Raw genomic sequence first — 24,032 nt, 5'->3', positions numbered from 1 at the left:
ATCCGAGGTCCTGGTCCCCGCCAGACAGCTTCTGCAGCTTCCCGGCGTCGATATCGCCGAGGAGGTTCAGCCGGTCGTTTATTTCCACCTGCTGTTCGACCGCCACGAGGTCATCTTCGCCAACGGCGCCGAGACCGAGTCCCTCTATACCGGCCCCGAAGCGCTGAAGGCTCTTCCCTGCGCCGCGCGCGAGGAAATCCTGACGCTGTTCCCGGAGCTTGCGACCCGCAGCTATGCCCCCTCGGCGGCGCGGGTTCTGGTGTCGGGCCATCAGGCGCGCAAGCTCACCGTGCGGCACATCCAGAACCGCAAGCCTCTGGTCGCCTGAGCGGGCTTCCGCCCTCACCCATTGTCCTGCGCAAGGTCAGCCTTGCGCCGGCTGCATATCCGGTTTCCTAACTAACAGCTTTCGCCCAGTTCGAAACTATGACTTACATACAATGTCTGGTGAATCAGGTCTGCCCGAACGGAAGGCGGACCGGTCGTAGGACGCGATGAGCGGAAGCCGTCTGTTGGTGGTATAAAGTTTCGCAGTGTTTCCTGCGGTTCCGTTCCCTCTCATCGACGGCATCGACGTGGCCTCCTCCTTGGAGGATTGCGTCTGTAACCTGTTGTTCGAATGGAGTTTTCCATGACCGTTATTACCAGTCTTTACGTTACCTCCGATATGCTCGGCTATACATCGACCGAGCCCCACAATCCTGCCGGCGTGAACTCCGGCGATGCCGGCTTCGAGATGATCGTCGACAATGCCACCACCCTCAGCTCGGCCAAGGATCTGACGACCAGCTATTACCGGCTGGATCTGTGGCAGGGCTCAAGCTCCGCGTCGCAGTTCGACAACGGCCAGTGGTGGTCGATCTACGCTTATACCGGCACCGGCGATCCGACGACGGACACCGATCCCTCGCACTGGAGCACGGTCTATTCCCAGATCGGCGTGCGTGACGATCTGGTCTCGGGCCTCGGGCGCGGGGACGATTACGTTGTGCTGAAACCCGAGGGGGGCGACACCGGCTACGTCGTCCTTGACCTGACGTCGCCCTTCACCTCGACGCCGACCACGCAGACCTACACTCCGGCGCAGAACCCGGCGCCGGGCGGCGACGATGCCCCGACGTTCACCGAGACGCGGAATGCCTATGAAAACGCGCTGACCTGCTTCACCCGCGGCACCCTCATCGCGACGGTGCGCGGCGAGGTGGCCATCGAGGATCTGACCGAGGGCGATCTGGTGCTGACCAGCGACCACGGTCCGCAGCCGCTGCGCTGGATCGGCTCGGTCGTGGTTTCGGCCCGCCGTCTGGAACGTGTGGACAAGTTGCGCCCGATCCGCATCTCGGCCGGCGCTCTCGGCACCGCCCCGGACGGCACGGCACTGCCGCGCACCGATCTGACCGTTTCGCCGCAGCACCGCATTCTCGTGCGCTCGCATATCGCCGAGAGGATGTTCGGCCAGCCCGAGGTTCTGGTTGCCGCCAGGCAGCTTTTGCAGATCCCGGGCATCGACACCGACGGTGCGGCACAGCCGGTCGAATATTTCCACCTGCTGTTCGACCGCCACGAGGTGATCGTCGCGAACGGAGCCGAGACCGAATCCCTCTATACCGGCCCCGAGGCGCTGAAGCTCATCAGCCAGGCGGCGCGGGCGGAAATCCTGACGCTGTTCCCCGAACTCGCCACGCGCGACTATGCCCCTTCGGCGGCGCGTGTGCTGGTCTCGGGGCGTCAGGCGCGCAAGCTTGCCGTGCGCCACATCCAGAACAGAAAGCCGCTCGTGGCCTGAGGCGATACCCCGGGCGGGACCCATCGGGACCCGTCCAGAGATCGTCACGAACCCCGGGCTGCGACGTGCTGCCCCCCTGTGCCGGACACAGGAACGTGCTAGAGGCAGGTCGGGCCTTCGCCGCCCGACCTGCATGAGCACGGGAATTTCCGATGACCACATCCGCCAAGACCGCCCGCCCCCGCCCCACGCCGCAGGACGCGGCGCTGAGAGCGCTGGCCGCTCCGATCCGGCGCCCTCTGTCGCGCGCCGGAAGCCTGTCGGCACTGGCCGAGCTGATCTGGGCAGCGCAATCGGCACTGGTCGCGTGGTGCATCGACGGACTGGTCAGCCCCGGACATTTCGCCCCCACGCCGCTGATGGCAGCGGCCGGGTTCCTGGCGCTGGTGGTGCTGCGCGTATTTCTCGAACGCCTCTCGACCGCGATGGCGCAGCGCGCCGCGAACGGGCTGGTCGCCGAGACCCGCGCGCGGCTGATCGACCGCGCCGCGCGCCTCGATGCGCGCGCGCGCCGCCCCGCCCCGGCCGAGCTTGCCAGCCTTGCCGCGGAAAAGACCGCGATGCTCGCCCCCTGGGCCGCGCGTTATGCCCCGGCGATGACGCGGGTGCGGATCGTGCCCCTCGTGCTGATCGCGATGACGGCGTGGTTCAGCTGGGCTGCGGCGGTGGTGCTGCTGGTCGCGGGGCCGCTGATCCCGGTGTTCATGGCGCTGGTCGGGATTGCGGCGAAGGAGTCCTCGGAACGCCAGATGGCCGAGGTCGGCACGCTGAACACGCTGCTCGTCGACCGGATCGCCGCGCTTGCCGATCTGCGGCTTCTGGGGGCGGAGACGCGCGCGGCCGAAAGCCTCGCTTCCGCCTCCGACCGGCTGCGCGAGCGCACGATGCGCGTGCTTGCCATCGCGTTTCTGTCCTCAACCGTGCTCGAGCTGTTCTCGGCGATCGGGGTGGCGATGGTGGCGGTCTACACCGGCTTCGTTCTGCTTGGCGAGATCCATTTCGGCACCTGGGGCGTGCCGCTGTCGACCGGCGCGGGCGTGTTCATTCTGATGATCGCGCCCGAGTTCTTCCAGCCGCTGCGCGACCTCGCCGCCGCCTGGCACGATCGGGCTTCGGCCATGGCCGTGGCCGACGAGATCGCCGCGACCGAAGCGACGATTGCCGGGAGCGGTGAGATTCTGGGCACCGGCGGCGCAGCCCCGTCCCTGCCGCGCGCGCCCTTCATCTGGTCGGGGCTGCGCGTGCGCCCGGGCCCGGGCGCCGCCCCGCTGAGCCTGCCAGACGGCGGCGTCGCCCCGGGCGAGGCACTTGGCATCTCCGGTCCCTCGGGCGCGGGCAAGACCACACTGCTGTCCACTCTCGCCGGACTGATCCACCCAGAGGCGGGCGAAATCCGCTGGGGCGAAACCCTCCTCGACGCCGGGACCGCGGACGCGATCCGCGCCGGCATCGGCTGGCTGCCGCAAAGCCCCCGCTTCGTCGATGCGCCGCTCGCCGAGGCGCTGACGCTCGGCCGCGAGGGCGATCTGACCGCGGCGCTTGCCGCGGCGCAGGCCGAGGATATCGTTGCCGCGCTTCCGGGCGGGCTTCAGGCGCATCTGGGCGATCTCGGGGGGGGCGTCTCGGGCGGCGAGGCGCGCCGGCTGATGATCGCGCGCGCCATCCATTCGCAGGCGGCACTCGTGCTGGCGGACGAGCCGACATCGGACCTCGACCCCGAGACCGCGGCGGCGGTGCTGTCAGGCCTGATGACGCTGAAGGCGCGCGGCGCGGCGCTGATCGTGGCAAGCCACGATCCCGCGGTGCTGGCCGCGATGGACCGGGTGATTGCCGTCGAAGGGGAGACCGCGCGATGAAATCCTTGCTGCGCATTGCGCGCGACATGCTGGCGGCCGAACCGAAGGCCTTTCTGCGTGGCGCCATCCTTGGAGTGACGGTGCTTGCGATGGGGGCGGCGCTTCTGGGCCTGTCGGGGTGGTTCGTCACCGCCTGTGCCATGGCCGGCATCGCCGGGATCGGCATCGACTTCGACTTCTTCCGCCCCTCGGCGGGGGTGCGTCTGCTCGCCCTCGGCCGTGCCGGCGCGCGCTATGGCGAGCGGATGCTGACCCATGACGCGACCTTGCGCGCGCTGTCCGCGCTGCGGCTGCGGCTCTATCGCGGCGTCGCCCGCCTGCCCTTCGAGGCGCAGAACCGGCTGCGCGGAGCCGAGGCGCTGAACCGGCTGACCTCGGATGTCGATGCGCTCGACGGGCTGCTGCTGCGGCTGCTGATCCCGGTGGCCACAGTGCTGACGGTGCTGGCGGTGTCCTTCGTGACGCTGTGGTTTCTGGTCGCGCCTGCGGTCGCCTGGTCGGTGACGCTGGCCTATCTGGCGGGGGGCACGCTTGCGCTGATCGTCACCGCACGGCGCGCGCATGGCGCGGCCGAGGCGGCCGAGACCGCCTTGCAGAGCTTGCGCGCGCGCACCCTCGACATGGCGCAAAGCCGGGCCGATCTGACGGTGGCGGGCGCCTTGCTGCGTCAGCGCTCCGGGATCGGCGCGGCCGTTGCCGCCGAGGTTACCGCCCGCAACCGCATGGAAGCAGCCGACCGCGCGGGCGGTTTCGCGCTCAGCCTGACCACCGGCATCGCGGCCGCTGCGGCACTGCTGAGCGGCGGGATGCTGGCTCAGGCCGGGACCATCACCCCCGCCGAGGCCGCCATCGGCTTTTTCGTCGCCATGGCGCTCGGCGAGGGGCCGGCGCTCTTGCGCCGCGGGCTGACCGAACTCGGCCGGATGCAGGTCGCGGCGCGGCGCGTCACCGCGCTGTGCGACACCCCGGTCCGGCCGGAACCTGCCTCGGCCCCTGCCCGCGAGGGTTCGGCCCCGCTTCTGGTCGCGCAGGGCCTGACGCACCGGCGCGCGGGCAGTGCCCGGGCGACGTTCGGCCCGCTCGATCTGACGCTGACCGCGGGCGAGACGGTGCTGATCTCCGGCCCCTCGGGGGCAGGAAAATCGACGCTGCTCAGCGTGCTGAGCGGGCTGATCCCCGCCACTTCCGGCACGATCGCACTCGAAGGGCGGCCGCTTGCCGACTGGCCCGAGGCCGCCTTGCGCAGCACGATGACGCTGTTGCCGCAACGCAGCGCGCTGATCGGCGGCACGGTCGCCGAGAACCTCGCCCTCGCTCTGCCCGCAGAGCGGCTGCGCCCGGCCCCCGAAAGCCGGAGCACCCCGCCCGAGGCGCGGTTCTCCGATCCGGACCGGGTGTGGCAGATCCTCGACGCGCTGGAGCTCGGCGAGGTGCTGCGCCGGCGCGAGGGGCTGGCGACGGTCCTGGGGCCTGGCGGCAGCGGACTTTCGGGCGGGCAGAGCCGGCGACTGGTGCTGGCGCGGGCGCTGCTGCGCGAGCCTGATATCCTGCTTCTCGACGAGCCGAGCGAGGGCCTCGATCCGGACACGGCGGCGGCGGTTCTCGGTGCATTGCGCACGCTGCTGCCCGAAGCGGGAATCATCCTGGTCAGTCACCGCCCCGCCGACCGCGCCTTCGCCGACCGTGAAATCGCCGTCGCGCGGTCCTGAAAACCGCCGCGCAAGCCCCTGCGTCACCCTGTCGCAGGGGCCTTATTTCATTCGCCCGAATGAATACGGCACAGGGGGCTGCGACCTGATGTCTCTTTGATCCGTGTCAATGTCCGGGGCAGTCACTCTGACTAAGGTAAGATCGTCCGATAAAAATATGGGGCGAATGTACCTTTTTCGTGAGAGGCTCATCCTCTCGGGTACTTCGGAAATGGAGACGACGCATGGACATTGGTATCGTCGAGCTGTCGCGACTGCAATTTGCCGCGACTGCGATGTATCACTTCCTCTTCGTGCCGCTGACGCTTGGCCTTTCGGTCATTCTGGCGATCATGGAGACGGTCTACGTCATGACCGGCCGGCCGATCTGGCGGCAGATGACGAAATTCTGGGGGACGCTGTTCGGCATCAACTTCGTGCTGGGCGTGGCGACCGGTATCACGATGGAATTCCAGTTCGGCATGAACTGGAGCTACTACAGCCACTACGTGGGTGACATCTTCGGTGCGCCGCTGGCGATCGAAGGGCTGATGGCCTTCTTCCTCGAAGCGACCTTCATCGGCCTGATGTTCTTCGGCTGGGATCGCCTGACCCCGGTCAAGCACGTGATCGTCACCTGGCTGGTGGCGCTCGGGTCGAACTTCTCGGCGCTGTGGATCCTGATCGCCAACGGCTGGATGCAGAACCCGGTCGGCGCGACCTTCGATCCGATGTCCATGCGCATGGAGATGACGAACTTCTTCGACGTGCTGTTCAACCCGGTTGCACAGGCGAAGTTCGTGCACACCGTCTCGGCCGGCTATGTCACCGCCTCGGTGTTCGTGCTGGGCGTGTCGGCGTGGTTCCTGCTCAAGGGCCGTCACACCGATCTGGCCCGCCGCTCGATCGCCGTCGCGACCTCGTTCGGTCTGGCTGCCGCGCTGTCGGTCGTCGTGCTGGGCGATGAGTCGGGCTACGAAGCCGGCGAAAACCAGAAGATGAAACTCGCCGCGATCGAAGCGATGTGGGAAACGGAGCCGGCTCCGGCGTCGTTCACCGCCTTCGGCTTCCCCGATCAGGAAGCGCGTGAAACCAAGTGGGCGATTCACATCCCCTACGTCATGGGTCTGATCGGCACCCGTTCGCTGACCACCCAGATCCCGGGCATCAACGACCTCGTGAAGCATAACGAGGGCCGGATCGCCGACGGTCTGATCGCGCTCGACGCTCTCGAGCAGATCCGCGCCGCCAAGGGTATGGCCACCCCCGAGCTGAAGGCGACCTTCGAGGCGCATTCCGCCAACCTCGGCTACGCCTTCCTGCTGAAGAAGTATGTCGACGATCCGCGTCAGGCGACGCCGGAACAGATCAAGATGGCTGCGAACGACACCGTTCCGCATGTCTGGCCGCTGTTCTGGTCGTTCCGCATCATGGTCGCGCTCGGCTTCGCGTTCATCGCCGTCATGATCTACTTCTTCTGGAAGACCAACTTCCGCGGTGGCGACTATCCGCGTTGGGCACTGCGTGCAGCGGTCATCATCATCCCGGCGCCGTGGATCGCGGCCGAAATGGGCTGGTTCACCGCCGAGTTCGGGCGTCAGCCCTGGACGGTGGACGGTATCCTGCCGACCGTTCTGTCGGTGTCGCACCTGACCGCGGCCGACCTCGCGATCACGCTGCTGTGCTTCGTCGCGCTCTACTCGGTCCTGTTCGTGATCGAGATGGGTCTGATGCTGAAGTACATCCGCAAGGGTCCGATCGACGACGTGGAGCTGACCGACGAGTGGATGGCCCGTCACAACTCGCGTCTGTCCAAGGACGCCGAAATTCAGCCTGCGGAGTAAGACAACATGATCTTGCATGATCTCCTGAGCCTCGACCTGCTGCGGGTCATCTGGTGGGTGCTGCTTGGCGTCCTGCTGATCGGCTTCGCCATCATGGACGGGTTCGACCTGGGTGCGGCCACGCTGCTGCCCTTCGTCGCCAAGACCGATGCGGAACGCCGCGTCGTCATCAACACGGTCGGTCCGGTCTGGGAAGGTAACCAGGTCTGGCTGATCCTCGGCGGCGGCGCGATCTTCGCGGCGTGGCCGCCGCTCTACGCGGTCAGCTTCTCGGGCTTCTATCTCGCGGTCTTCGCGATCCTGGCTGCCCTGATCCTGCGCCCCGTGGGCTTCAAGTATCGTTCCAAGCGCGAAAGCCAGACCTGGCGCCGCAACTGGGACTGGGCGCTGTTCGTCGGCGGCTTCGTCCCGGCGCTGGTGTTCGGTGTCGCGGTGGGCAACGTGCTGCAGGGCGCCCCGTTCCAGCTGAATGAATTCCAGATGCCGATGTATCCGGGCCCGTTCTACTGGAAGTTCCTGGCGCTGCTGAATCCCTTCGGGCTTCTGGCCGGTCTCGTCTCCGTCACCATGCTGGTGATGATCGGTGCCGCCTGGATCTCGATCAAGACCACGGGTGACGTGCAGAAGCGCGCCCAGAAGGCCGGCACCGTCGCGGGCATCCTGGCGATCGTTCTCTACATCCTCGCCGGTGTGTGGATGGCCTATGGCATCACCGCCTACAAGATCGTCGGCGAGATCCCGGCCAATGGCCCGGCGAACCCGCTGCTGTTCGATGTGGTGCGCGAAGGCTCGTGGATGGACAGCTATGCCGCCCGTCCGTGGATCTGGATCGCCCCGGCGCTCGGTATCCTCGGCATGATCGGCGCGGTTTTCGGTCTGCGGGCCGGCCGCGAGGGCACGACCTGGATCTCGGCGGCCATCGGTATCTTCGGCGTGATCTCCTCGGTCGGCCTTCCGATGTTCCCGTTCATCCTGCCGTCCTCGATCCAGCCGAACGCCTCGCTGACGGTGTGGAGCGCTTCGTCCTCGCATCTGACGCTGTTCGTGATGCTGGTCTGCGCGGTCATCTTCGTGCCGATCATCCTCGCCTACACCAGCTGGGTGTACAAGGTTCTGTGGGGCAAGGTGACGGCTGAGGAAGTCACCAAGGGCCACTCCTATTACTGAGAAGGGAAACTCTCATGTGGTATTTCGCGTGGCTTCTGGGCCTGCCTCTCGCCGCTCTTGTCGCTGTCGCGAACGCGATGTGGCTGGAGCTGCACAACGACAGCACGCTGTCGGGTGAAAAGAAGAAGTAAGCGCCCCTGCCCCGGCAGGACAACGCGTGCGACAGGCCGCCCCGGAGAACTCCGGGGCGGCTTTTTCGTGCCGTCCCTGTCTTCGTGCCGCCCCTGTCGCCGCGCCCCGGCGGACCGGCAGGACATTTCCGGCATTCGTGAATCATGATTTACATACACGAGTTTTTCAGTCAGGATATAGACGTGAGGTGCGCGGCTTCTGCCGCAGGCTTCCACCGAACGCCGATCAGAGACAGAGGGACAACAGATGACCGCCCAGACCTATTTCACCGATCCCCGCCCCGCCCTTGCCATCGCCCGGCCCGCGCAGACGGTTCCGCAGCACGATGCCCGCAGCCTGACCGCCGGCGGACATCTGGCCCAGATCGACCTCGACGGGCAGCTTTACACGCTGCGCATCACCAGGGCCGGAAAGCTGATTCTGACGAAATGACCGCGCGCGCGGCCGGGATCGGGCCGGTCCCGCGGTCTCCCCACGGCAGAACGGCCCGGTATCGGCGGGCCTCTCCGGGAGAGGAGATTGAGTCTCGGACACAAAAGGGGAAATCCTGGAGCGGGTAGCGGGAATCGAACCCGCCCCATCAGCTTGGAAGGCTGAGGCGCTACCACTACACCATACCCGCCAGGTCAGGACTGATTAGCCGCTGAAAGGCGCTGCCGCAAGTCGAAAGCGGAGGGCTCCGCGCAGGGAGGCTCTCGGGGCAAAGGTGGGGGCTCTGCCCCGCAGAAGGTAAAAGGGAGGGGGCTCTGCCCCCTCGGGCCTGACGGCCCTCACCCCCGGGATATTTTCGGCAAAGCGAAAGAGTGAAACACGTCAGTCGCGCCTGCGCAGCACCTGACGCAGCAGGCCGTGCAGCGTCTGCACATCGGCCCGTGTCAGACCGAATCGCGACCACATGTTGCGCAGGTTCCGTCGCATCAGCGCCGCCTTGTTCGGCGGGAAGAAGAAACCTGCCGTCTCCAGTTCCGCCTCGTAGTGATCGCCGAGCTTCTCGATCTCGATGGCCGAGGCGATCTCGGCGCCGGCGAGGCCCGGATCGACCGGCAGGGCCGAGCCTTCCTGACGCGAGAACTCGTAAGCCATCAGCAGAACGGCCTGGGCGAGGTTGAGCGAGAAGAACTCGGGGTTGACCGGGATGGTGATGATCGCATTCGCCCGCGCGATGTCGTCATTCTCGAGGCCGGTGCGTTCTGGCCCGAAGAGAATGCCGACCTTCTGTCCGGCGGCGATGCGGGTGCGGGCCTCGGTCATCGCGGCTTCGGGGGTGTAGATCGGTTTGGTCAGCTCGCGGCCGCGCGCGGTGGTGGCGAAGACGAAATCGCAATCCTCGATCGCGCGGGCGGTGTCGTCGAACACGCCCGCGTAATCGAGCACGTGATGCGCCGCGCCCGAGGCCGTCGCCACCGCCTTCGGGTTGGGCCAGCCGTCGCGCGGCGCGACAAGGCGCAGCGCGTTGAAGCTGAAGTTCAGCATCGCACGCGCCGCCGAGCCGATGTTCTCGCCCATCTGCGGGCGCACCAGCACGAAGACGGGGTTGCGGATCAGGTCGGTCATGGCAGTCCTTTTCAGCGGCGGTCGGCGCTTTGGCCGGTTCGGCAAAGGGCCATAGCCCTGCCGTTCGCCTCTGGCAAGGCGGGGCGGGCTGCGCTAGAACGCGCGCAACCATCATGAAAGGCTGGACCATGGCCGAGGACCGCGCTCAGATCTACCTGTTGACCCCGCCGAGCTTCGATCTCGAGACGTTTCCGGCGACGCTGTCGCGGGTGCTCGAGGCGCAGGAGATCGCCTGCATCCGGCTGGCGCTTGCCAGCAAGGACGAGGATGCGGTGATCCGTGCCGCCGATGCGGTGCGCCAGGTCGCCCATGCCCATGACGTGGCGCTGGTGATCGAGGATCACGTCGCGCTGGTCGAGCGGCTCGGCCTCGACGGGGTGCATCTGACGGACGGGGCGCGCTCGGTGCGCGCGGTGCGCAAGACGCTTGGTGCCGATGCCATCGTGGGGGCCGCCTGCGGCGCGACGCGGCACGAGGGGATCAACGCCGGCGAGGCGGGCGCGGATTACGTCAGCTTCGGCCCGGTGGGCGATACCGGCCTTGGCCATGCCGAACGCGCCGGAAGCGAGCTGTTCTCGTGGTGGAGCGAGATGATCGAGGTTCCGGTCGTCGCCGAGGGCGCGTTGACCCCCGAGCTGGTGGCCGAACTGGCCCCGGTCACCGATTTCTTCGCCATCGGCGAGGAGATCTGGTCGGAGGCCGATCCGATCGCGGCACTCGCCCGGCTCGTCGGGGCGATGGGCTGATGGACGAATTCTGGCTGGGTGATTCCGACGGGCCGATGGGCGATGTCGGGGCGTTCATGCCAAGCGAGCTGCGGGTGGAGCGCGCCGATCTGGCCGCGCATCTGCGCCAGCTCGGCGAGGGGCGGATGCTGATCGCCATCTCCGGCGCCCCGGGCGCGGGCAAGAGCACTCTGGCGGCAGAAATCGCGGCGGACCTGAATGCGCGCACCCCCGGTTCGGCCGCGGTGGTGGCGATGGACGGGTTCCATCTGCCGAACGATGAACTTGACGCAAGGGGGCTGCTTGCACGCAAGGGGGCGCCCGAGACCTTCGATGCCGCAGGGCTTCTTGCACTGCTGAGCACGCTGAAGACCGCGCGCGAGGATATCCGCGTGCCGCTGTTCGACCGCGCCGCCGATGCGGTGCTGCCCGATGCCGGCTCAGTCCCGGCCAGCACGCAATTCGTGCTGGTCGAGGGGAATTATCTGCTGCTCAACCGCCCGGTCTGGCGCGGTCTGTTCCCGCTGTTCGATCTGACGATCCGGCTGAGCGTGCCGGAAACGGTGCTTCGCACGCGGCTCGCCGCGCGCTGGTCGGATCTGCCCGAGACAGAGGCCCGCGCGAGGATCGAGGCGAACGATCTTCCGAACGGGCGCATCCTTGCCCGCGAGGGGCGCGCCGCCGATCTCGTGGTCGTCACGCGCTGACGGAAGCGGGGCATCCTGCCCCTGCACGCCGGTCTCCCCGAAACACCGAAATACGACAGACAAAAGGAAACGGGCGCCTCAGCGCCCGTCGTCCTCTTCGGTTCCGTCATTGTCGCCCAGACGACCTTCGTCGTCATCGCGATCGAGTGCCTCGTCGCGAAGCCGCGGATCGAGAGGCTTGAGCCCCTCGCCCGACGGCGATGCGATCCGCGGCTTTTCAGCCGGACCCTCGGGCGCCACGGCGACCTCATGCTCCGCCGGGTGACCCGAGATTGCCTCGGCCAGCGTTTCGGGGTTGCGCAGCCACAGGTCGCGCTGCGCGAAGGGGATTTCGATCCCCTCGGCGGCGAAACGCTCGGCGATCTGATGGTTCATCTCGGACTGAACAGAGGTTCCGAAGCCCACATCCGACAAGATCGCGCGGATCTCGAAATCCATCGAATCGGCGCCAAAGCCGGTGAACAGCACCGCGGGGGCGGGATTCATCATCACCAGAGGGTGGTTCTCGGCGATTTCCTGCAAGAGCTTCGCGACCTTGCGGGTGTCCGTGCCATAGGCCACGCCGACCTTGACGATCACCCGCCCGGTGCGGTTGGTGCGCGTCAGGTTGGTCACCTGCCCGGTGATCAGCGTCGCGTTCGGGATCACCACCTCGGACTTGTCGAAGGTCTCGATCCGGGTCGAACGCACCGAGATCGCCTTGACGATCCCCTGATCAGATCCGACCTTGATCCAGTCGCCTTCCGAGATCGGCCGTTCGATCAGCAAGATGATGCCAGAGACGAAGTTCTGCACGATGGTCTGGAGACCGAAACCGACACCGACGGAGAGCGCACCGGCGACGATGGCGAGCGAGCTGAGGTTGATCCCCGCCACCGAGATCGCCAGAAGCGCCGCGAGGAAGATCCCGAGATAGCCGAGCCCCGAGACGATGGCATTCTGTCCGCCGCGGTCGAGCGAGGTCTTGGGCAGGATCGAGGTGCGCAGCGCGCCCTGCACCAGCCGGGTGATCGTGTAACCGATGGCGAAAACCACGACGAAGGTCAGGAACACGCCCGGCGACAGCTTCACCCCGCCAAGCTGGAAACCGTCCTTGAACTGCGCCCACAGTTCCAGCAGATCCTCGGGGCGCGCGCCCCAGACCAGTGCCAGAACCGGAAGCGCGGCAAGCGTCAGCACGAAGCCCACCAGAACCGGCAGCAGCGTCTCGCCGATACGGTCCTCGGAATGGGTGAGCACGGCATAAAGCTCGGCGACGTAGTTCTGCGCGACGATCACCAGAGCGATCACGCCAAGCGTCACGATGGTCGGCCACAGCAACGCATTCGCCGCCGCGACATAGCCGATCAGCCCCATCACCGGACCGGCGACACCGATCAGGATGATCGCGTTCGCCACCCAGCGGACCAGCTTGTACTGGAACTGCGCCTCGTCGTCGCGCGCCTCGATCACCGCCAGATTGTGCCGGATCAGCTGGCCCATGCGGAACAGCGACAGACCGGCGAGGATCAGCAGCGGACCTTGCAGGACCGACATCGCCTCCTGCGCCTGCTCGGCGATGGCGCGGGCCTTGTCAGAAGCGAGGAACCCCGCCCCGCCAAGGTAATCCTCGGCCCTGGGGGCGATCCAGTGCAGCACCAGATATTCGAGCGCGAGCGCGATGCCCATGGTGGCGGAGTGGATCTGCCCCTCTGCCCGGTGCTCGCCCGCGAAGCCGAGAGCGCTCGGCACCTTCGGGTCGGCCGGGAAGATCCGCGCACCGAGCCACCACATCCCGAGAGCGGCCAGCAGCAGAAGCGGCACCTCGGCGAAGAACGAGGTCACGATCGGGCCGAACAGTGTGGTCAGCCGCAGCGCCTGGGTCAGCAGCACCGCCCCGATCACCGGCAGAACCACCTGCCCGACCGAGACGATCGCCGCAACCAGATCGCGTCCGCGCATCTCGGTCTTGCCGAGCAGCCATTTGCTCAGCCGCGCCATCCAGCGACTGCCGCGCGCGATCAGAATGAACGAGACCAGCACCAGCACCGCGATCAGCGGCGCGTTGTCGCGCAGCGTGTCGTAATTCGAGGTCTGCGCGAAGCGACGCTGCGTCTCGTCATAGATCCACAGCGACATCCAGTGCAGCACCGACCACGCCGGAGCCCAGTTCGCCGGATTGAGCGCCGAAGGCGACAGCCGCAGCATCTTGTCGGCCTGACGTTCGCGAAGAATCTTGTCGATGTTGCGCACCACGCCATCGGCGCGGCTCGCGGCCTCGGTCGCGGCAAGGCCGGGCGCCTGCAGCTTGGTCAGGCTGTCGGTCAGCGTCTGTCGACGCTGCGCGATGGCCGGATCCTCCGCCGTGCCGTCCGTCGGCACCGGACCGAGCGCGGCGATCTGGTTCTTCACCGTGGCGATCTGGTCGGCATTGATGCCGGTCGCCTCGTTGAAAGAGGTCCGCCATTCGACCATGCTGGCGCGCAGATCGTTCAGCCGCGTGTCGCTGGCGGCGTTGTCGGACACCACCTTCTCGGCCGCCGTGGCCTCTTTTTCCCACTGGGTATAGTTCGGCGCGGCAATGTCATCGGCGAATGCCGGTGAAAACGCCGGCAGTGCCAGACACAGCAGAACCGCCCACAGGCGCAGCACTCGCATCGCGGTCATGATCAGCCTTCGAAGACTTCGGGAACTGCCCGCCCGGCACCGTCGAGCCAGGCCGGAACCGGCAACCCGCGCGGCTTCAGGAACTCGGGGTTGAACAGTTTCGACTGATAGCGCGTGCCATAGTCGCACAGGATGGTGACGATGGTGTGCCCCGGCCCCATCTCGCGCGCCATGTGGATCGCGCCCGCGACGTTGATGCCCGAGGAGCCGCCGACGCACAGCCCCTCTTCCGACAGCAGATCGAACACCACCGGCAGCGCCTCGCTGTCATGGATGTTGAAGCTCATGTCCGGGGTGAAGCCCTCGAGGTTCTTCGTGATCCGGCCCTGACCGATGCCCTCGGTGATCGAGCTGCCCTCGGATTTCAGCGCGCCGTTGGCGTAGAAATTGTGGATCGCCGAACCGTCCGGATCGGCGAGGCCGATCTTCACGCCTTTCGGCTGGAGCGCGATGCCGTTGCCGGCGAAGGTGCCGCCCGAGCCGACAGAGCAGATGAACCCGTCAACCTTGCCCTGGGTCTGTTCCCAGATCTCCGGCCCGGTGGTGCGGATATGGGCGTCGCGGTTGGCGGTGTTGTCGAACTGGTTCGCCCAGATCACGCCGTTCGGATCGGTCTTCGCCAGCTCCTTCGCCAGACGCTCGGAATAGCGCACGTAATTGTTCGGGTTCGAATAGGGCGCGGCCGGCACCTGCACGAGCGTCGCGCCCGCGAGCCGGATCATGTCCTTCTTTTCCTGCGACTGGGTTTCCGGGATCACGATCACCGTGCGGAACCCCATCGAGGCGCCGACCAGCGCAAGCCCGATGCCGGTGTTGCCGGCGGTGCCCTCGACGATGGTGCCGCCGGGCTTCAGCTCGCCCTTGGCCACCGCGTCGCGGATGATCGACAGCGCCGCACGGTCCTTGACCGACTGGCCGGGGTTGAGGAACTCGGCCTTGCCGAGGATCTCGCACCCGGTCAGTTCCGATGCCTTGCGCAGGCGGATCAGCGGCGTGTTGCCGACCGCCGCAGCCAGATCCTCGCGGATTGTCATGCTTTGCTCCTTCGCAGAATGTCAGGTCTCACTTAGGCCGCGCGGGGGCGCCCCTCAAGCCAAATTGCCTCGATCGGCGATCGGCCGCGGATCGGCGCGCAGACGGTCGCGGTGCTGCGCCAGCCACAGCGCCAGCACGATCAGCGGACCGTTTTCCACCTCGGCCGTGTCGATCAGGTGCATCAGTTCCGCAAAAGATACCAGATGCGGACGAATGTCCTCGCCCTCGGCCTCAAGCCCGCCCGGCCGGCCGGTTCCGTCGGGCAGATCGGCCAGCGCGAGATAACAATAGAGGTATTCCGATTTCGCACCGGGCGAGGGGTAGAAGCGCGGTGCGGGAATCAGCGCACCGAGGGCAAGGCCCGCCTCTTCGCCCGCCTCGCGGCGCGCCGCCTGCTCGGGCGTCTCGTCGGGATCGACGCGGCCGGCGATCGCCTCGATCTGCCAGGCATTGGCGGCACCGCGCGCCATCGGCCCCATGCGGATCTGCTCGACCAGCAGCACCCGGTCGCGCACGGGATCGTAGGGCAAGACCACCGTCGCATCGCCCGAGACGAACACCGCCCGCTCAAGCGGGCGCGACATCGTGCCGTCGAAATGGCGGTGACGCAGCCGGTAGTCCTCGACCGCGAAGAACCGCGCATAGCCTTGCGAGCACGAGAGCGTCTCAATGTCCTCGGGCCGGGCGTCGCGGCGCAGCTCGGCGGGGGCTGCCTCGGAGCGGGCGCGCAGCGCCGAGGCCGCGCGCACCAGAATCATCGGATAGCGCAGCACCGCCACCTCGGGGCTCACCCGCCCCATCAGCGCCATGTATTCATCCGCCGCCGCGACGCAGACCGCGCCCCATTCGGCACACCAGTCCTCAAGCGACCAGCGGGCCCCGGGGCGCCAGTGCCCGTCCTCCGGGATCAGCACCCGGGCCGTCACCGGCCGGCCGTCGGCGCGGATCACCGTCATCGCGCGGCTCTCGTAGCCAAGTTCATAGAACGCCATCCGCGCCGCTTCGGCCGGACCGAGATGCACCAGCACCCCTTCGGCCGTGGTGCCAGGAGTGGCCGCGAGGATCGGGAAGGACTGTTCCTGCCCCCCGGCGGTCAGCGCGACACGGGTCTCGTGGTTCTGGAGGGTTGCGGCTTCAACCTCGATCGCACGGCCGAAAACACGGTCGCGCAGCGGTGCGTGCCGCAGCGTTCCGAAGAAGAAATACAGAGTATCCAAGGTCTTTCCCGTCATCTGGCCCGTCATCCGGCGCGCGGCCGCGACAGGCCGGCACGCTGCGGTTCAGCGCAGACAACCCGGCCCGGCGCCTATCTCCAGTGCCGGCTCGCCCATTCGGCCACGATAGCGGAAAGCGCGCCCCCCAAAAAGAGCACCCCGATCAGATCGAGCTGATAAAGCTGCCGTCCGATGTCGAAACACTGTCCGAACACATCGGTCAGCGCCTCGAACGGGCCGTGATAGCGCAGCCGAACCGCGCGCATCAGCATCGCCACCCCACCGAGGTAGGCAATCGCCAGCACCGCAAGATACATCGCCGCACGCAGACCCGCCCGCACCGCCGATCCCCAGCCCTTGCCCGCCGCCGATCCGATCGAGCGCCAACCGAGCGCCAACCCCATCGCCGCGCAGACCCACACGAACCCCGGATGATCCGTCCCCGCATCCAGATGGCCCGTCGCGACCGAGGCGGCAACAGCCGCCGTCGCCGCCATCCCCACCGCGCCAAGGCCGCGCGCCGCGGTCGGCATGTTCACCTTGTTGTCTCGATACTGAACTCTGGGCACAGGACATACTCGTTCGGAAGCGGCAAAACGACCGGCTCGCCCCGTCCGAACCGCAAGGCAACGCCGCGAATTTCGCGCCGGAACCGGGGTTCTGACGCCCCGCGGTCACCCGCAGGCACCCCAGTGTTCCGGAGGACCGGGTTCGGTTGCCGCCAGATTGTGGCAAAATTACGGCAATCGCGGCAAAATCTGGTCATGTCGGAAAACGGCGCCTGCGCCTTGGGCAGGACGGCGGGGCTTCGCTCACCCGAACGTGACGAAACGCGATTAACGCTTGAGCCTGTCCCCCTCCCCCGTCTAGCCTCGGTCCGGAGCCATCACAACACAGGATCCTTTCCAGATCATGAAGACGTCTTCCCTGCTTCTCGGCGGCATCGTGACCGCCTTCTTCGCCCTGCCGGCCATGGCCGAGGACAAGGGGCTTCTGGTGTTCGACTGGGCCGGCTTCGATGTCGAGGGCCTGTATCAGACCTACAAGGACAAATACGGTGCGCCGCCGACCTACTCGTTCTTCGGCGACGACGACGAGGCGTATCAGAAGCTCGCCTCGGGGTTCAAAGCGGACGTGGCGCATCCGTGCTCGCAGATGATCTCGAAATACCGCGACGCCGGGCTGATCGAGCCCTGGGACGTCTCGAAGATCCCGGAATTCAAGAACATCGACCCGAAGTTCCTGAACTCGCCGATCTTCAAGGATGACAAGGGCGTGTGGTTCCTGCCGACCGACTGGGGTGCGGTGGGCGTGGCCTACAACCCCGACGAGGTTCCGGCCGAGGATGTGGCGACGCTGCAGGTCTTCGTGAACCCGAAGTATCAGGGCCGGACCTCGCTGCCGAATTCGTCGGATGACGTGTGGTCGCTGGCCTATCTCGCGACCGGGGTCAGCGACTGGACCCATGTCACCGACGAGCAGTTCCAGAAGGCCGCCGCCTGGCTGCGCGAAGCGCATAAGAACGTCCGCTCCTACTGGGCCGACCCGTCGGAGATGTCGCAGATCATGGCCTCGGGCGAGGTGCTGGTCGCCTGGTCGTGGAACGACGGCGTGAACTACCTCAAGCAGGACAAGTATCCGGTCGCGTTCCAGCGCTCGGCGAAAGAGGGCTCGGCCTCGTTCATCTGCGGCTACGTCAACCTCAAGGGCGGCCCGGGCGACGAACAGAAGGCCTATGACTTCATGAACTCGTGGCTTCGTCCCGATGCGGCGCCGGCGCTGCTCGACGCGATCGGCTACGGCCACTCGAACCTCGAGGGAATGAAGGAAATCCCGGCCGACCAGCTGAAAGATGCGGGGCTGAACCCGGTCGACGTGCCGGTTCTGGCGCAGGTGCCGAACGATCCGCAGCTGCGCGAGAAGCAGCTCGCGGAATTCGAGAAGATCAAGGCCGGTTACTGATCCCGCGCCCGAAGACCACCGCGAAGGCCGCCCCCACCGGGCGGCCTTTTTCATGGGACGACAAGCTCAGGCCACGGCGTCGGAGCCGTCGCGCAGCAGCCGGTCGAGAAGCGCGATCTCGGCCTCGGTCAGAGCGACGCCGTCCGCGCGCGCGCGAACCCGTGCCTCGAACCGGCGTTGCGAGGGCAGCCGCGCCCCCTGCCCCACGATCGCATCGAGCAGCCCTTCGGCGCGGGCCAGCGGATCGGCACGCCCCCCGGCAAAGCGCGCCGGATCGAAGGCGAGGATCAGTTCGCCGTGGCGCGGCAGAAGCGCCGTGGTCCCGAGCCAGTCGAGCGCCTCGGAGCTGTTGAAATCGCCGATCATCGCACCGGCGAGCAGCTCGATCATCGTCGCGATGGCCGATCCCTTGTGCCCGCCGAAGGGCAGCATGGCACCGGCGAGCGCAGCCTCGGGATCGGTGGTCGGGTGGCCTTCGGCATCGAGTGCCTGACCTTCGGGCAAGGGCGTGCCGGCGCGGCGGTGAAGCTCGATCTCGCCGCGGGCGGTGACGCTGGTGGCGAAGTCGAAGACGTAGGGCGTGGGCCCCGGGCGCGGCCAGCCGAAGGCCATCGGGTTGGTGCCCAGAAGCGGCCGGATACCGCCTGCGGGGGCGACGGTGGCGTAGCTCGGGCACATCGCGAGGGCGGCGAGACCCGCGTCAGTGAGCGCCTCGACCTCGTGCCAGAGCGCGGAGAAATGCGTGCAGTCGTTGATGACGAGTGCCGCGAGGCCAAGGGCGCGGGTGCGCTCGATCAGCGCGGGCAGGCCACAGCGGAACGCCCCGGGCCCGTAGCCGCCGGCGGCGTCGACGCGCACGATGGCCGAGCTGTCGGTGGTGAGAACCGGGACTGCACCCGCGCGGACCTTGCCGGCGCGGATGGTCCGCAAGCACCCTTCGATGCGGTAGATGCCGTGCGATTTGCACGCGTCGCGTTCTCCCGCGACGATGGTTTCGGCCATCGCGGCGGCGCCCTCGGCCGTCATGCCGGCGCGGACGAAGATATCCGTGACGGTCTGTTCCAGACGGGCGAGCGGCACATGGGTGATCTGGCTCATCGGCCTCTCTCTGCTGTGGCGGCGGGCACGGAGGGCCGGCTGCATTCATATTGTATTTTGGATTTGCATTCTAGGAAGAGGCCGGGCCGAAAGGCAAGCCCCGCCGGGGCATACACGCAACAGGGTGGCCATGGGCCACGGTCTCTTCGCGAAGACCGATGAGGCCATCGGCCAAGCCTTGCCCGCGGCCCGGCGCGCGGGCTGGACAGTTCACCCCGAAATGGCGGATATTTTCCATCCGACCATCACGAAATGGGCCGATTCGGCCCGGTTTGAAGGGAAAGCAGACATGCGCTCTGGCAAGTATATGGTTATTCCGGTGGTGCTGCTGATTGCCGCCTGTCAGAACACCGGCGCCAATTACACGCCGGTCATCGACGGTCCGGTGAATCCGAACTACAACTACGATCTGGCGCAGTGCCGGCAGCTGGCCGCCTCGCAGCCGATGCTGAACGGCGACACCGCAATGACCTCGGCGGCGACCGCGGGCGTGGCTGCGGCAGGAACCGCGGTGATCTCGAACAAGGGTCACAACGTGCGCAACGCCGGCCTCGTCGGCGCGCTTGCCGGCGTCGGTGCCAGCGCGCTGCAGAACAACCAGAACCGCGAGTCGATCATCGCGAACTGCATGCGCGGCCGCGGCTATCGCGTCGTCGGCTGATCCTGCTCCGTTCCGCCGCGGCGCAGGTCGCGGCGGAACTTCCTGACCCCAGCCTTGGGCTCAGCCGATCTTGTCCTGGGTGCGCAGCTCGAAATCGCTGGCGTCGTGACGCTCGCGCAGCTGCTCGGACGGATCGCCCGAAGTCCGGTTGACCATCCTCCCCCGCTTCACCGCCGGCCGCGCCCAGATCTGATCCGCCCAGCGTTTGACATGGGCGTACTTCTCGACCGACAGGAACTCGGCCGCGTCATAGCTCCACCCCTCGACCATCGCACCATACCACGGCCAGATCGCCATATCGGCGATGGTATAGCTGTCGCCCGCGACATATTCCGTCTCGGCCAGACGGCGATCCAGAACATCAAGCTGGCGCTTCGTCTCCATCGCATAGCGGTTGATCGCATATTCGATCTTCTCGGGCGCATAGGCGTAGAAATGGCCGAAACCGCCGCCCACGAAGGGCGCCGATCCCATTTGCCAGAACAGCCAGGACAGCGTTTCCGCCCGCGCCGGGCCCGAGGCCGGCAGGAAGGCACCGAAGGTCTCGGCCAGATGCAGCAAGATCGCGCCGGATTCGAACACCCGCACCGGCATGGGCCCGCTGCGGTCCATCAGCGCCGGGATCTTCGAGTTCGGATTGACCGCGACGAAGCCAGAACCGAACTGATCCCCCTTGCCGATGTCGATCAGCCAGGCGTCGTATTCCGCGCCCTTGTGGCCCGCGGCCAGCAGCTCCTCGAACAGGATGGTCACCTTCTGCCCGTTCGGCGTCGCCAGCGAGTAAAGCTGATAGGGATGGCGCCCGACCGGCAGCTCGGCGTCATGCGTCGCCCCGGCCACGGGACGGTTCAGCGCCCCCCATTTGCCGCCCTGCGGCTCCCAGTTCCAGACTTTCGGCGGGGTGTAGGTCATCGCTCTCTCCTCATCGGCGCCAGATGCGCCCTCACCCGCAAGATAGCGGCCCGCCCGCTCCCGGCAACTGCCTCCCCCTGTCCCTTTCGGCTTTCCCAAAATATCCCGGGGTGAATTCGCGGCCCCGCCGCGAAGAGGGGCAGAGCCCCTCCCCGCCAGCCGTCACAGGTCCTTCGCCAGCCGCAACGCGTCATAGATCGCCGCATGGGTATTGCGCGAGGACACCGCATCGCCGATGCGAAACAGCTGGAACGCGCCCGCAGGATTGCGAACCAGTGCCTGCACCCGCCCGCCGATCAGCGCCTCGTAATCCACTTCGCCCAGGTTCGACGACAGCGGCTTCAGCTCGAAATACAGCTCGTCGAGCGGCCGCGTCCCGTGGTTGATCACCACCTGATCGACCAGCCGCTCCTGCACCGCATCGCCGTAATCGCTGCCCAGAACCGCCCGCAGCCCGTTGCCCGCGCGCGACAGCCCCACCAGCCGCCAGGTCACGGTGAAGGTGGTCTGCCGCCCCTGCAACCGGCGCATGTAAGGCACGAGGTTCATTCCCATGATCTCGGGCGCGAAGGTCCGGTCCGGGGTCACGATCTCCACCGTCGCGCCGGATTCCGAGATCACATCCGCCGCCTGCAGCGCCGCATGATCGCCTGCATCGTCGAAAATCAGCACGTTCCGGCCGGGTTTGACGTCGCCCGACAGGATGTCCCAGCTCGACACCGCCAGATCGTTGCCCTCGGAGAGCACATCGACATGCGGCAGACCGCCGGTCGCCACGATCACCACGTCGGGGCGGGTCTCCAGCACGGTGTCTGCCTCGGCATAGGTGTTGAAGCGAAAGCGCACCCCCGCCGCCTCGCATTGCGCCATGCGCCAGTCGATGATCGAGATCATCTCACGCCGGCGCGGTTGCAGCGCAGTGAGCCGCACCTGACCGCCCGCGCGGTCGGCGGCCTCGAGAACCGTCACCGCATGGCCGCGCGCCGCGGCGACACGCGCGGCCTCCAAGCCTCCGGGGCCCGCGCCCACCACCGTCACGCGGCGCGGCGGCGCCTCGGCGCGCGCGATCTCCTGCGGCATGGTTTCCTCGCGCCCCGAGGCCGGGTTGTGCAGGCACAGCGCCATGCCGCCCTGATAGATCCGGTCGAGGCAGTAATTCGCCCCGACACAGGGGCGGATGTCATCCTCGCGCCCCTCGGTCAGCTTCTTCACCAGCAGCGGGTCCGCCAGATGCGCCCGTGTCATCCCGACCATGTCGAGCTTGCCCGAGGCGATGGCATGGCGCGCCGTCGCGATGTCGGGGATGCGCGCGGCATGGAAGGTCGGCAGGCCGGTCTCTGCCCGCATCTCGCCCGCGTAATCGAGATGCGGCGCCGAGGCCATGCCCTGCACCGGAATCACGTCGGTCAGCGCCGCGTCGGTGTCGATATGACCGCGGATCACGTTCTGGAAGTCGATCAGGCCGCTCGCCCCGAGACGACGGGTGATCTCGCCCCCCTCCTCGCGGCTCAGCCCGGCCTTGTCCATCTGATCGCCGGTGAAGCGCATGCCCACGATGAATTCCGCCCCCACGCGCGCGCGGATCGCGCGCAGCACCTCGAAGGTGAAACGCAGCCGGTCGTCGAGACTGCCGCCCCAGGGCGCGGCAAGCGCATTCAGCCCCGGCACCCAGAACTGGTCGATCAGATGGCCGTAAGCCTCCAGCTCGATCCCGTCGAGGCCCGCGGCCTTCATCCGCTCGGCCGCATCGGCGAAATCCGCGATGATCCGCGCGATGTCCCAGTCCTCCATCAGCTTCGGAAAGGCGCGATGGGCGGGCTCGTGCGCGTGGGTCGGCGCCAGCATCGGCAGCCAGTCGCCCCGGTCCCAGCGGGTGCGCCGCCCGAGATGGGTCAGCTGGATCATCACCGCGGCGCCGGCCTCGTGGCACTCGTCGGTCAGCTCGCGCATCCAGCCCACCACCTCGTCCTTCCAGGCGAGGACATTGCCGAAGGCGGGCGGGCTGTCGCGCGACACCGCCGCCGATCCCGCCGTCATGGTCAGCGCGACGCCCGCGCGGGCGCGCTCGGCGTGATAGGCGCGGTAGCGGCTTTTGGGCATCCCGTCCTCGGTATAGGCGGGCTCGTGGCTGGTCAGCAGGATGCGGTTGCGCAGCGTCAGATGGCGCAGCTGGAACGGCTGGAGAAGCGGATCGCTCGACATGGGAAACGGCCTTCTGCGGATCGGAATATCTCAGCCTCGGCCGGAATGTTCACATGTGTCAAGAAAAGGTTCTTCACTGGACATTCCATTTGCCAGCTTGCACGTTTTCCCGACAGGACTGACCGTTTTCATTGCGCATCCCTGCCCCGGCGGCTAGCAACGAGGGATGAGCGACAAATCCGATCCCCCCTCCGGCTGGCGCGGCTCGCCCGAAATCTGGCTTCAGGCGGCTTATGACGCGCTGATCTCGGGCGGGATCGAGGCGGTGAAGATCCTGCCGCTCGCGACCAGGCTCCGCCTCGCGCGAACGAGCTTCTACTGGCATTTCAAAGACCGCGAGGATCTGCTGGCGGCACTCGCCCGGCGCTGGATCGAGCGCACCTCCGCCCCGCTGATCGCCGCGACCGACGCTTACGCCGAGACCGAGGCCGAGGCGCTGCTCAACGTCATCGGCTGTTTCCTCGACCCCGAGGGGTTCGACGACCGGCTGGAATTCGCGGTGCGGGGCTGGGCGCTCGGCGATGCGGCGATGCTTGAGCGACTGCGGGCCGAGGATGCCCGCCGCCTCGCAGCACTTGCCGCGATGCTCGGCCGCTGGGGCCACGCGCCCGAGGATGCCGACACCCGCGCGCGGGCGATCTACATGGTGCAGATCGGCTATATCTCGATGCAGGAGCGCGAAAGCCTCGCCACCCGCATGGCGCGCATCCCGCATTATGTGCGCATCTACGGCGGCCGGGCAGAGCCGAGCGCGCGCGAGCTGGCCCGGTTCCACGCAAGGCTCGGCTACCGGCCGGCAAAGGACTGACGCCTTGAAATAACGAAGGGGCGGCACGGCGCCGC

The 24,032-nt window shown here is 67.2% G+C and carries 21 protein-coding genes and 1 tRNA gene; 13 read left to right on the top strand and 9 right to left on the bottom strand.

All coding sequences use genetic code 11. The annotated features are described in order from the left end of the window. The 8 genes from CG50_RS06655 to hemP form a co-directional block, all read left to right on the top strand. The coding region (locus tag CG50_RS06655) for a Hint domain-containing protein (RefSeq protein WP_036636300.1) at window positions 1–328 on the top strand (328 nt) is incomplete at its 5' end. 303 nt (window positions 329–631) lie between these two features. Further along, entirely contained in the window at window positions 632–1,786 is a 1,155-nt protein-coding gene (locus tag CG50_RS16515) for a Hint domain-containing protein (protein ID WP_245615622.1), read from the top strand. A 152-nt stretch (window positions 1,787–1,938) separates the two neighbouring features. Then, complete coding sequence (locus CG50_RS06645) at window positions 1,939–3,642, top strand: ABC transporter ATP-binding protein/permease (RefSeq protein WP_036636299.1); 1,704 nt, start codon at window positions 1,939–1,941, stop codon at window positions 3,640–3,642. Further along, the gene (locus CG50_RS06640) at window positions 3,639–5,351 is read left to right on the top strand and encodes an amino acid ABC transporter ATP-binding/permease protein (RefSeq protein WP_036636298.1); all 1,713 of its coding nucleotides are present in this window, start codon (window positions 3,639–3,641) and stop codon (window positions 5,349–5,351) included. The genes CG50_RS06645 and CG50_RS06640 overlap by 4 nt, the downstream gene beginning before the upstream one ends. Before the next feature lie 224 nt (window positions 5,352–5,575). Then, window positions 5,576–7,174, top strand: coding sequence for a cytochrome ubiquinol oxidase subunit I (locus CG50_RS06635; RefSeq protein WP_036636297.1), 1,599 nt, complete (start codon window positions 5,576–5,578; stop codon window positions 7,172–7,174). Window positions 7,175–7,180: 6 nt separating this feature from the next. Further along, window positions 7,181–8,341: a cytochrome d ubiquinol oxidase subunit II gene (gene cydB, locus CG50_RS06630; protein ID WP_036636296.1), complete on the top strand. Its 1,161-nt coding sequence runs from the start codon at window positions 7,181–7,183 to the stop codon at window positions 8,339–8,341. A 14-nt stretch (window positions 8,342–8,355) separates the two neighbouring features. Further along, window positions 8,356–8,472: a cytochrome bd-I oxidase subunit CydX gene (gene cydX / locus CG50_RS16510; protein ID WP_081880310.1), complete on the top strand. Its 117-nt coding sequence runs from the start codon at window positions 8,356–8,358 to the stop codon at window positions 8,470–8,472. Window positions 8,473–8,719: 247 nt separating this feature from the next. Beyond that, entirely contained in the window at window positions 8,720–8,905 is a 186-nt protein-coding gene (hemP, locus tag CG50_RS06625; protein WP_036636295.1) for a hemin uptake protein HemP, read from the top strand. 116 nt (window positions 8,906–9,021) lie between these two features. Here hemP and CG50_RS06620 read toward each other — a convergent pair. Further along, window positions 9,022–9,095, bottom strand: a tRNA-Gly gene (locus CG50_RS06620). Window positions 9,096–9,286: 191 nt separating this feature from the next. Then, window positions 9,287–10,027: an RNA methyltransferase gene (locus CG50_RS06615; protein WP_036636294.1), complete on the bottom strand. Its 741-nt coding sequence runs from the start codon at window positions 10,025–10,027 to the stop codon at window positions 9,287–9,289. A 128-nt stretch (window positions 10,028–10,155) separates the two neighbouring features. Between CG50_RS06615 and CG50_RS06610 the strand changes: the two genes are divergently transcribed. Beyond that, window positions 10,156–10,773, top strand: coding sequence for a thiamine phosphate synthase (locus CG50_RS06610; RefSeq protein WP_036636293.1), 618 nt, complete (start codon window positions 10,156–10,158; stop codon window positions 10,771–10,773). Then, window positions 10,773–11,459 (top strand): hypothetical protein, encoded by a 687-nt coding sequence (locus tag CG50_RS06605; RefSeq protein WP_245615620.1) that lies wholly within the window; start codon window positions 10,773–10,775, stop codon window positions 11,457–11,459. Before CG50_RS06610 ends, CG50_RS06605 begins: the two co-directional genes overlap by 1 nt. Before the next feature lie 78 nt (window positions 11,460–11,537). Here the strand turns inward: CG50_RS06605 and CG50_RS06600 are convergent, their stop codons facing one another. From CG50_RS06600 to CG50_RS06585, 4 genes are all read right to left on the bottom strand, one after another. Beyond that, window positions 11,538–14,105: a DUF3772 domain-containing protein gene (locus CG50_RS06600; protein ID WP_051909618.1), complete on the bottom strand. Its 2,568-nt coding sequence runs from the start codon at window positions 14,103–14,105 to the stop codon at window positions 11,538–11,540. Window positions 14,106–14,107: 2 nt separating this feature from the next. Continuing rightward, on the bottom strand, window positions 14,108–15,139 hold the full coding sequence (locus tag CG50_RS06595; RefSeq protein WP_036636292.1) for a cysteine synthase A: 1,032 nt from the start codon (window positions 15,137–15,139) through the stop codon (window positions 14,108–14,110). 54 nt (window positions 15,140–15,193) lie between these two features. After that, window positions 15,194–16,372: an NUDIX domain-containing protein gene (locus tag CG50_RS06590; protein ID WP_036636291.1), complete on the bottom strand. Its 1,179-nt coding sequence runs from the start codon at window positions 16,370–16,372 to the stop codon at window positions 15,194–15,196. 74 nt (window positions 16,373–16,446) lie between these two features. Then, window positions 16,447–16,887, bottom strand: a complete 441-nt coding sequence (locus CG50_RS06585; RefSeq protein WP_036636290.1) for a TrgA family protein — start codon at window positions 16,885–16,887, stop codon at window positions 16,447–16,449. A 379-nt stretch (window positions 16,888–17,266) separates the two neighbouring features. On the opposite strand from CG50_RS06585, the gene CG50_RS06580 reads away from it, so the two are divergent. Further along, window positions 17,267–18,316, top strand: coding sequence for an ABC transporter substrate-binding protein (locus CG50_RS06580; RefSeq protein ID WP_152559452.1), 1,050 nt, complete (start codon window positions 17,267–17,269; stop codon window positions 18,314–18,316). 66 nt (window positions 18,317–18,382) lie between these two features. Here the strand turns inward: CG50_RS06580 and CG50_RS06575 are convergent, their stop codons facing one another. Then, window positions 18,383–19,414 carry an Ldh family oxidoreductase gene (locus CG50_RS06575; protein WP_036636288.1) on the bottom strand — a complete coding sequence of 344 codons (1,032 nt, stop codon included), beginning with the start codon at window positions 19,412–19,414 and terminating at the stop codon, window positions 18,383–18,385. 289 nt (window positions 19,415–19,703) lie between these two features. Here CG50_RS06575 and CG50_RS06570 point away from each other — a divergent pair, with 289 nt between their 5' ends. Continuing rightward, complete coding sequence (locus CG50_RS06570) at window positions 19,704–20,075, top strand: glycine zipper family protein (RefSeq protein ID WP_036636356.1); 372 nt, start codon at window positions 19,704–19,706, stop codon at window positions 20,073–20,075. Between the two features lie 60 nt (window positions 20,076–20,135). Here CG50_RS06570 and yghU read toward each other — a convergent pair whose 3' ends face one another. After that, the gene (yghU, locus tag CG50_RS06565; RefSeq protein WP_036636287.1) at window positions 20,136–20,987 is read right to left on the bottom strand and encodes a glutathione-dependent disulfide-bond oxidoreductase; all 852 of its coding nucleotides are present in this window, start codon (window positions 20,985–20,987) and stop codon (window positions 20,136–20,138) included. 162 nt (window positions 20,988–21,149) lie between these two features. Continuing rightward, complete coding sequence (locus CG50_RS06560) at window positions 21,150–23,189, bottom strand: NADH:flavin oxidoreductase (RefSeq protein ID WP_036636286.1); 2,040 nt, start codon at window positions 23,187–23,189, stop codon at window positions 21,150–21,152. Between the two features lie 166 nt (window positions 23,190–23,355). On the opposite strand from CG50_RS06560, the gene CG50_RS06555 reads away from it, so the two are divergent. Beyond that, window positions 23,356–23,997, top strand: coding sequence for a TetR/AcrR family transcriptional regulator (locus tag CG50_RS06555; RefSeq protein ID WP_036636285.1), 642 nt, complete (start codon window positions 23,356–23,358; stop codon window positions 23,995–23,997). Window positions 23,998–24,032 lie beyond the last annotated feature (35 nt).

This window comes from Paenirhodobacter enshiensis (assembly GCF_000740785.1).
Classification (GTDB): domain Bacteria; phylum Pseudomonadota; class Alphaproteobacteria; order Rhodobacterales; family Rhodobacteraceae; genus Rhodobacter; species Rhodobacter enshiensis.
This window is presented reverse-complemented; position numbering and strand designations above follow the sequence as displayed.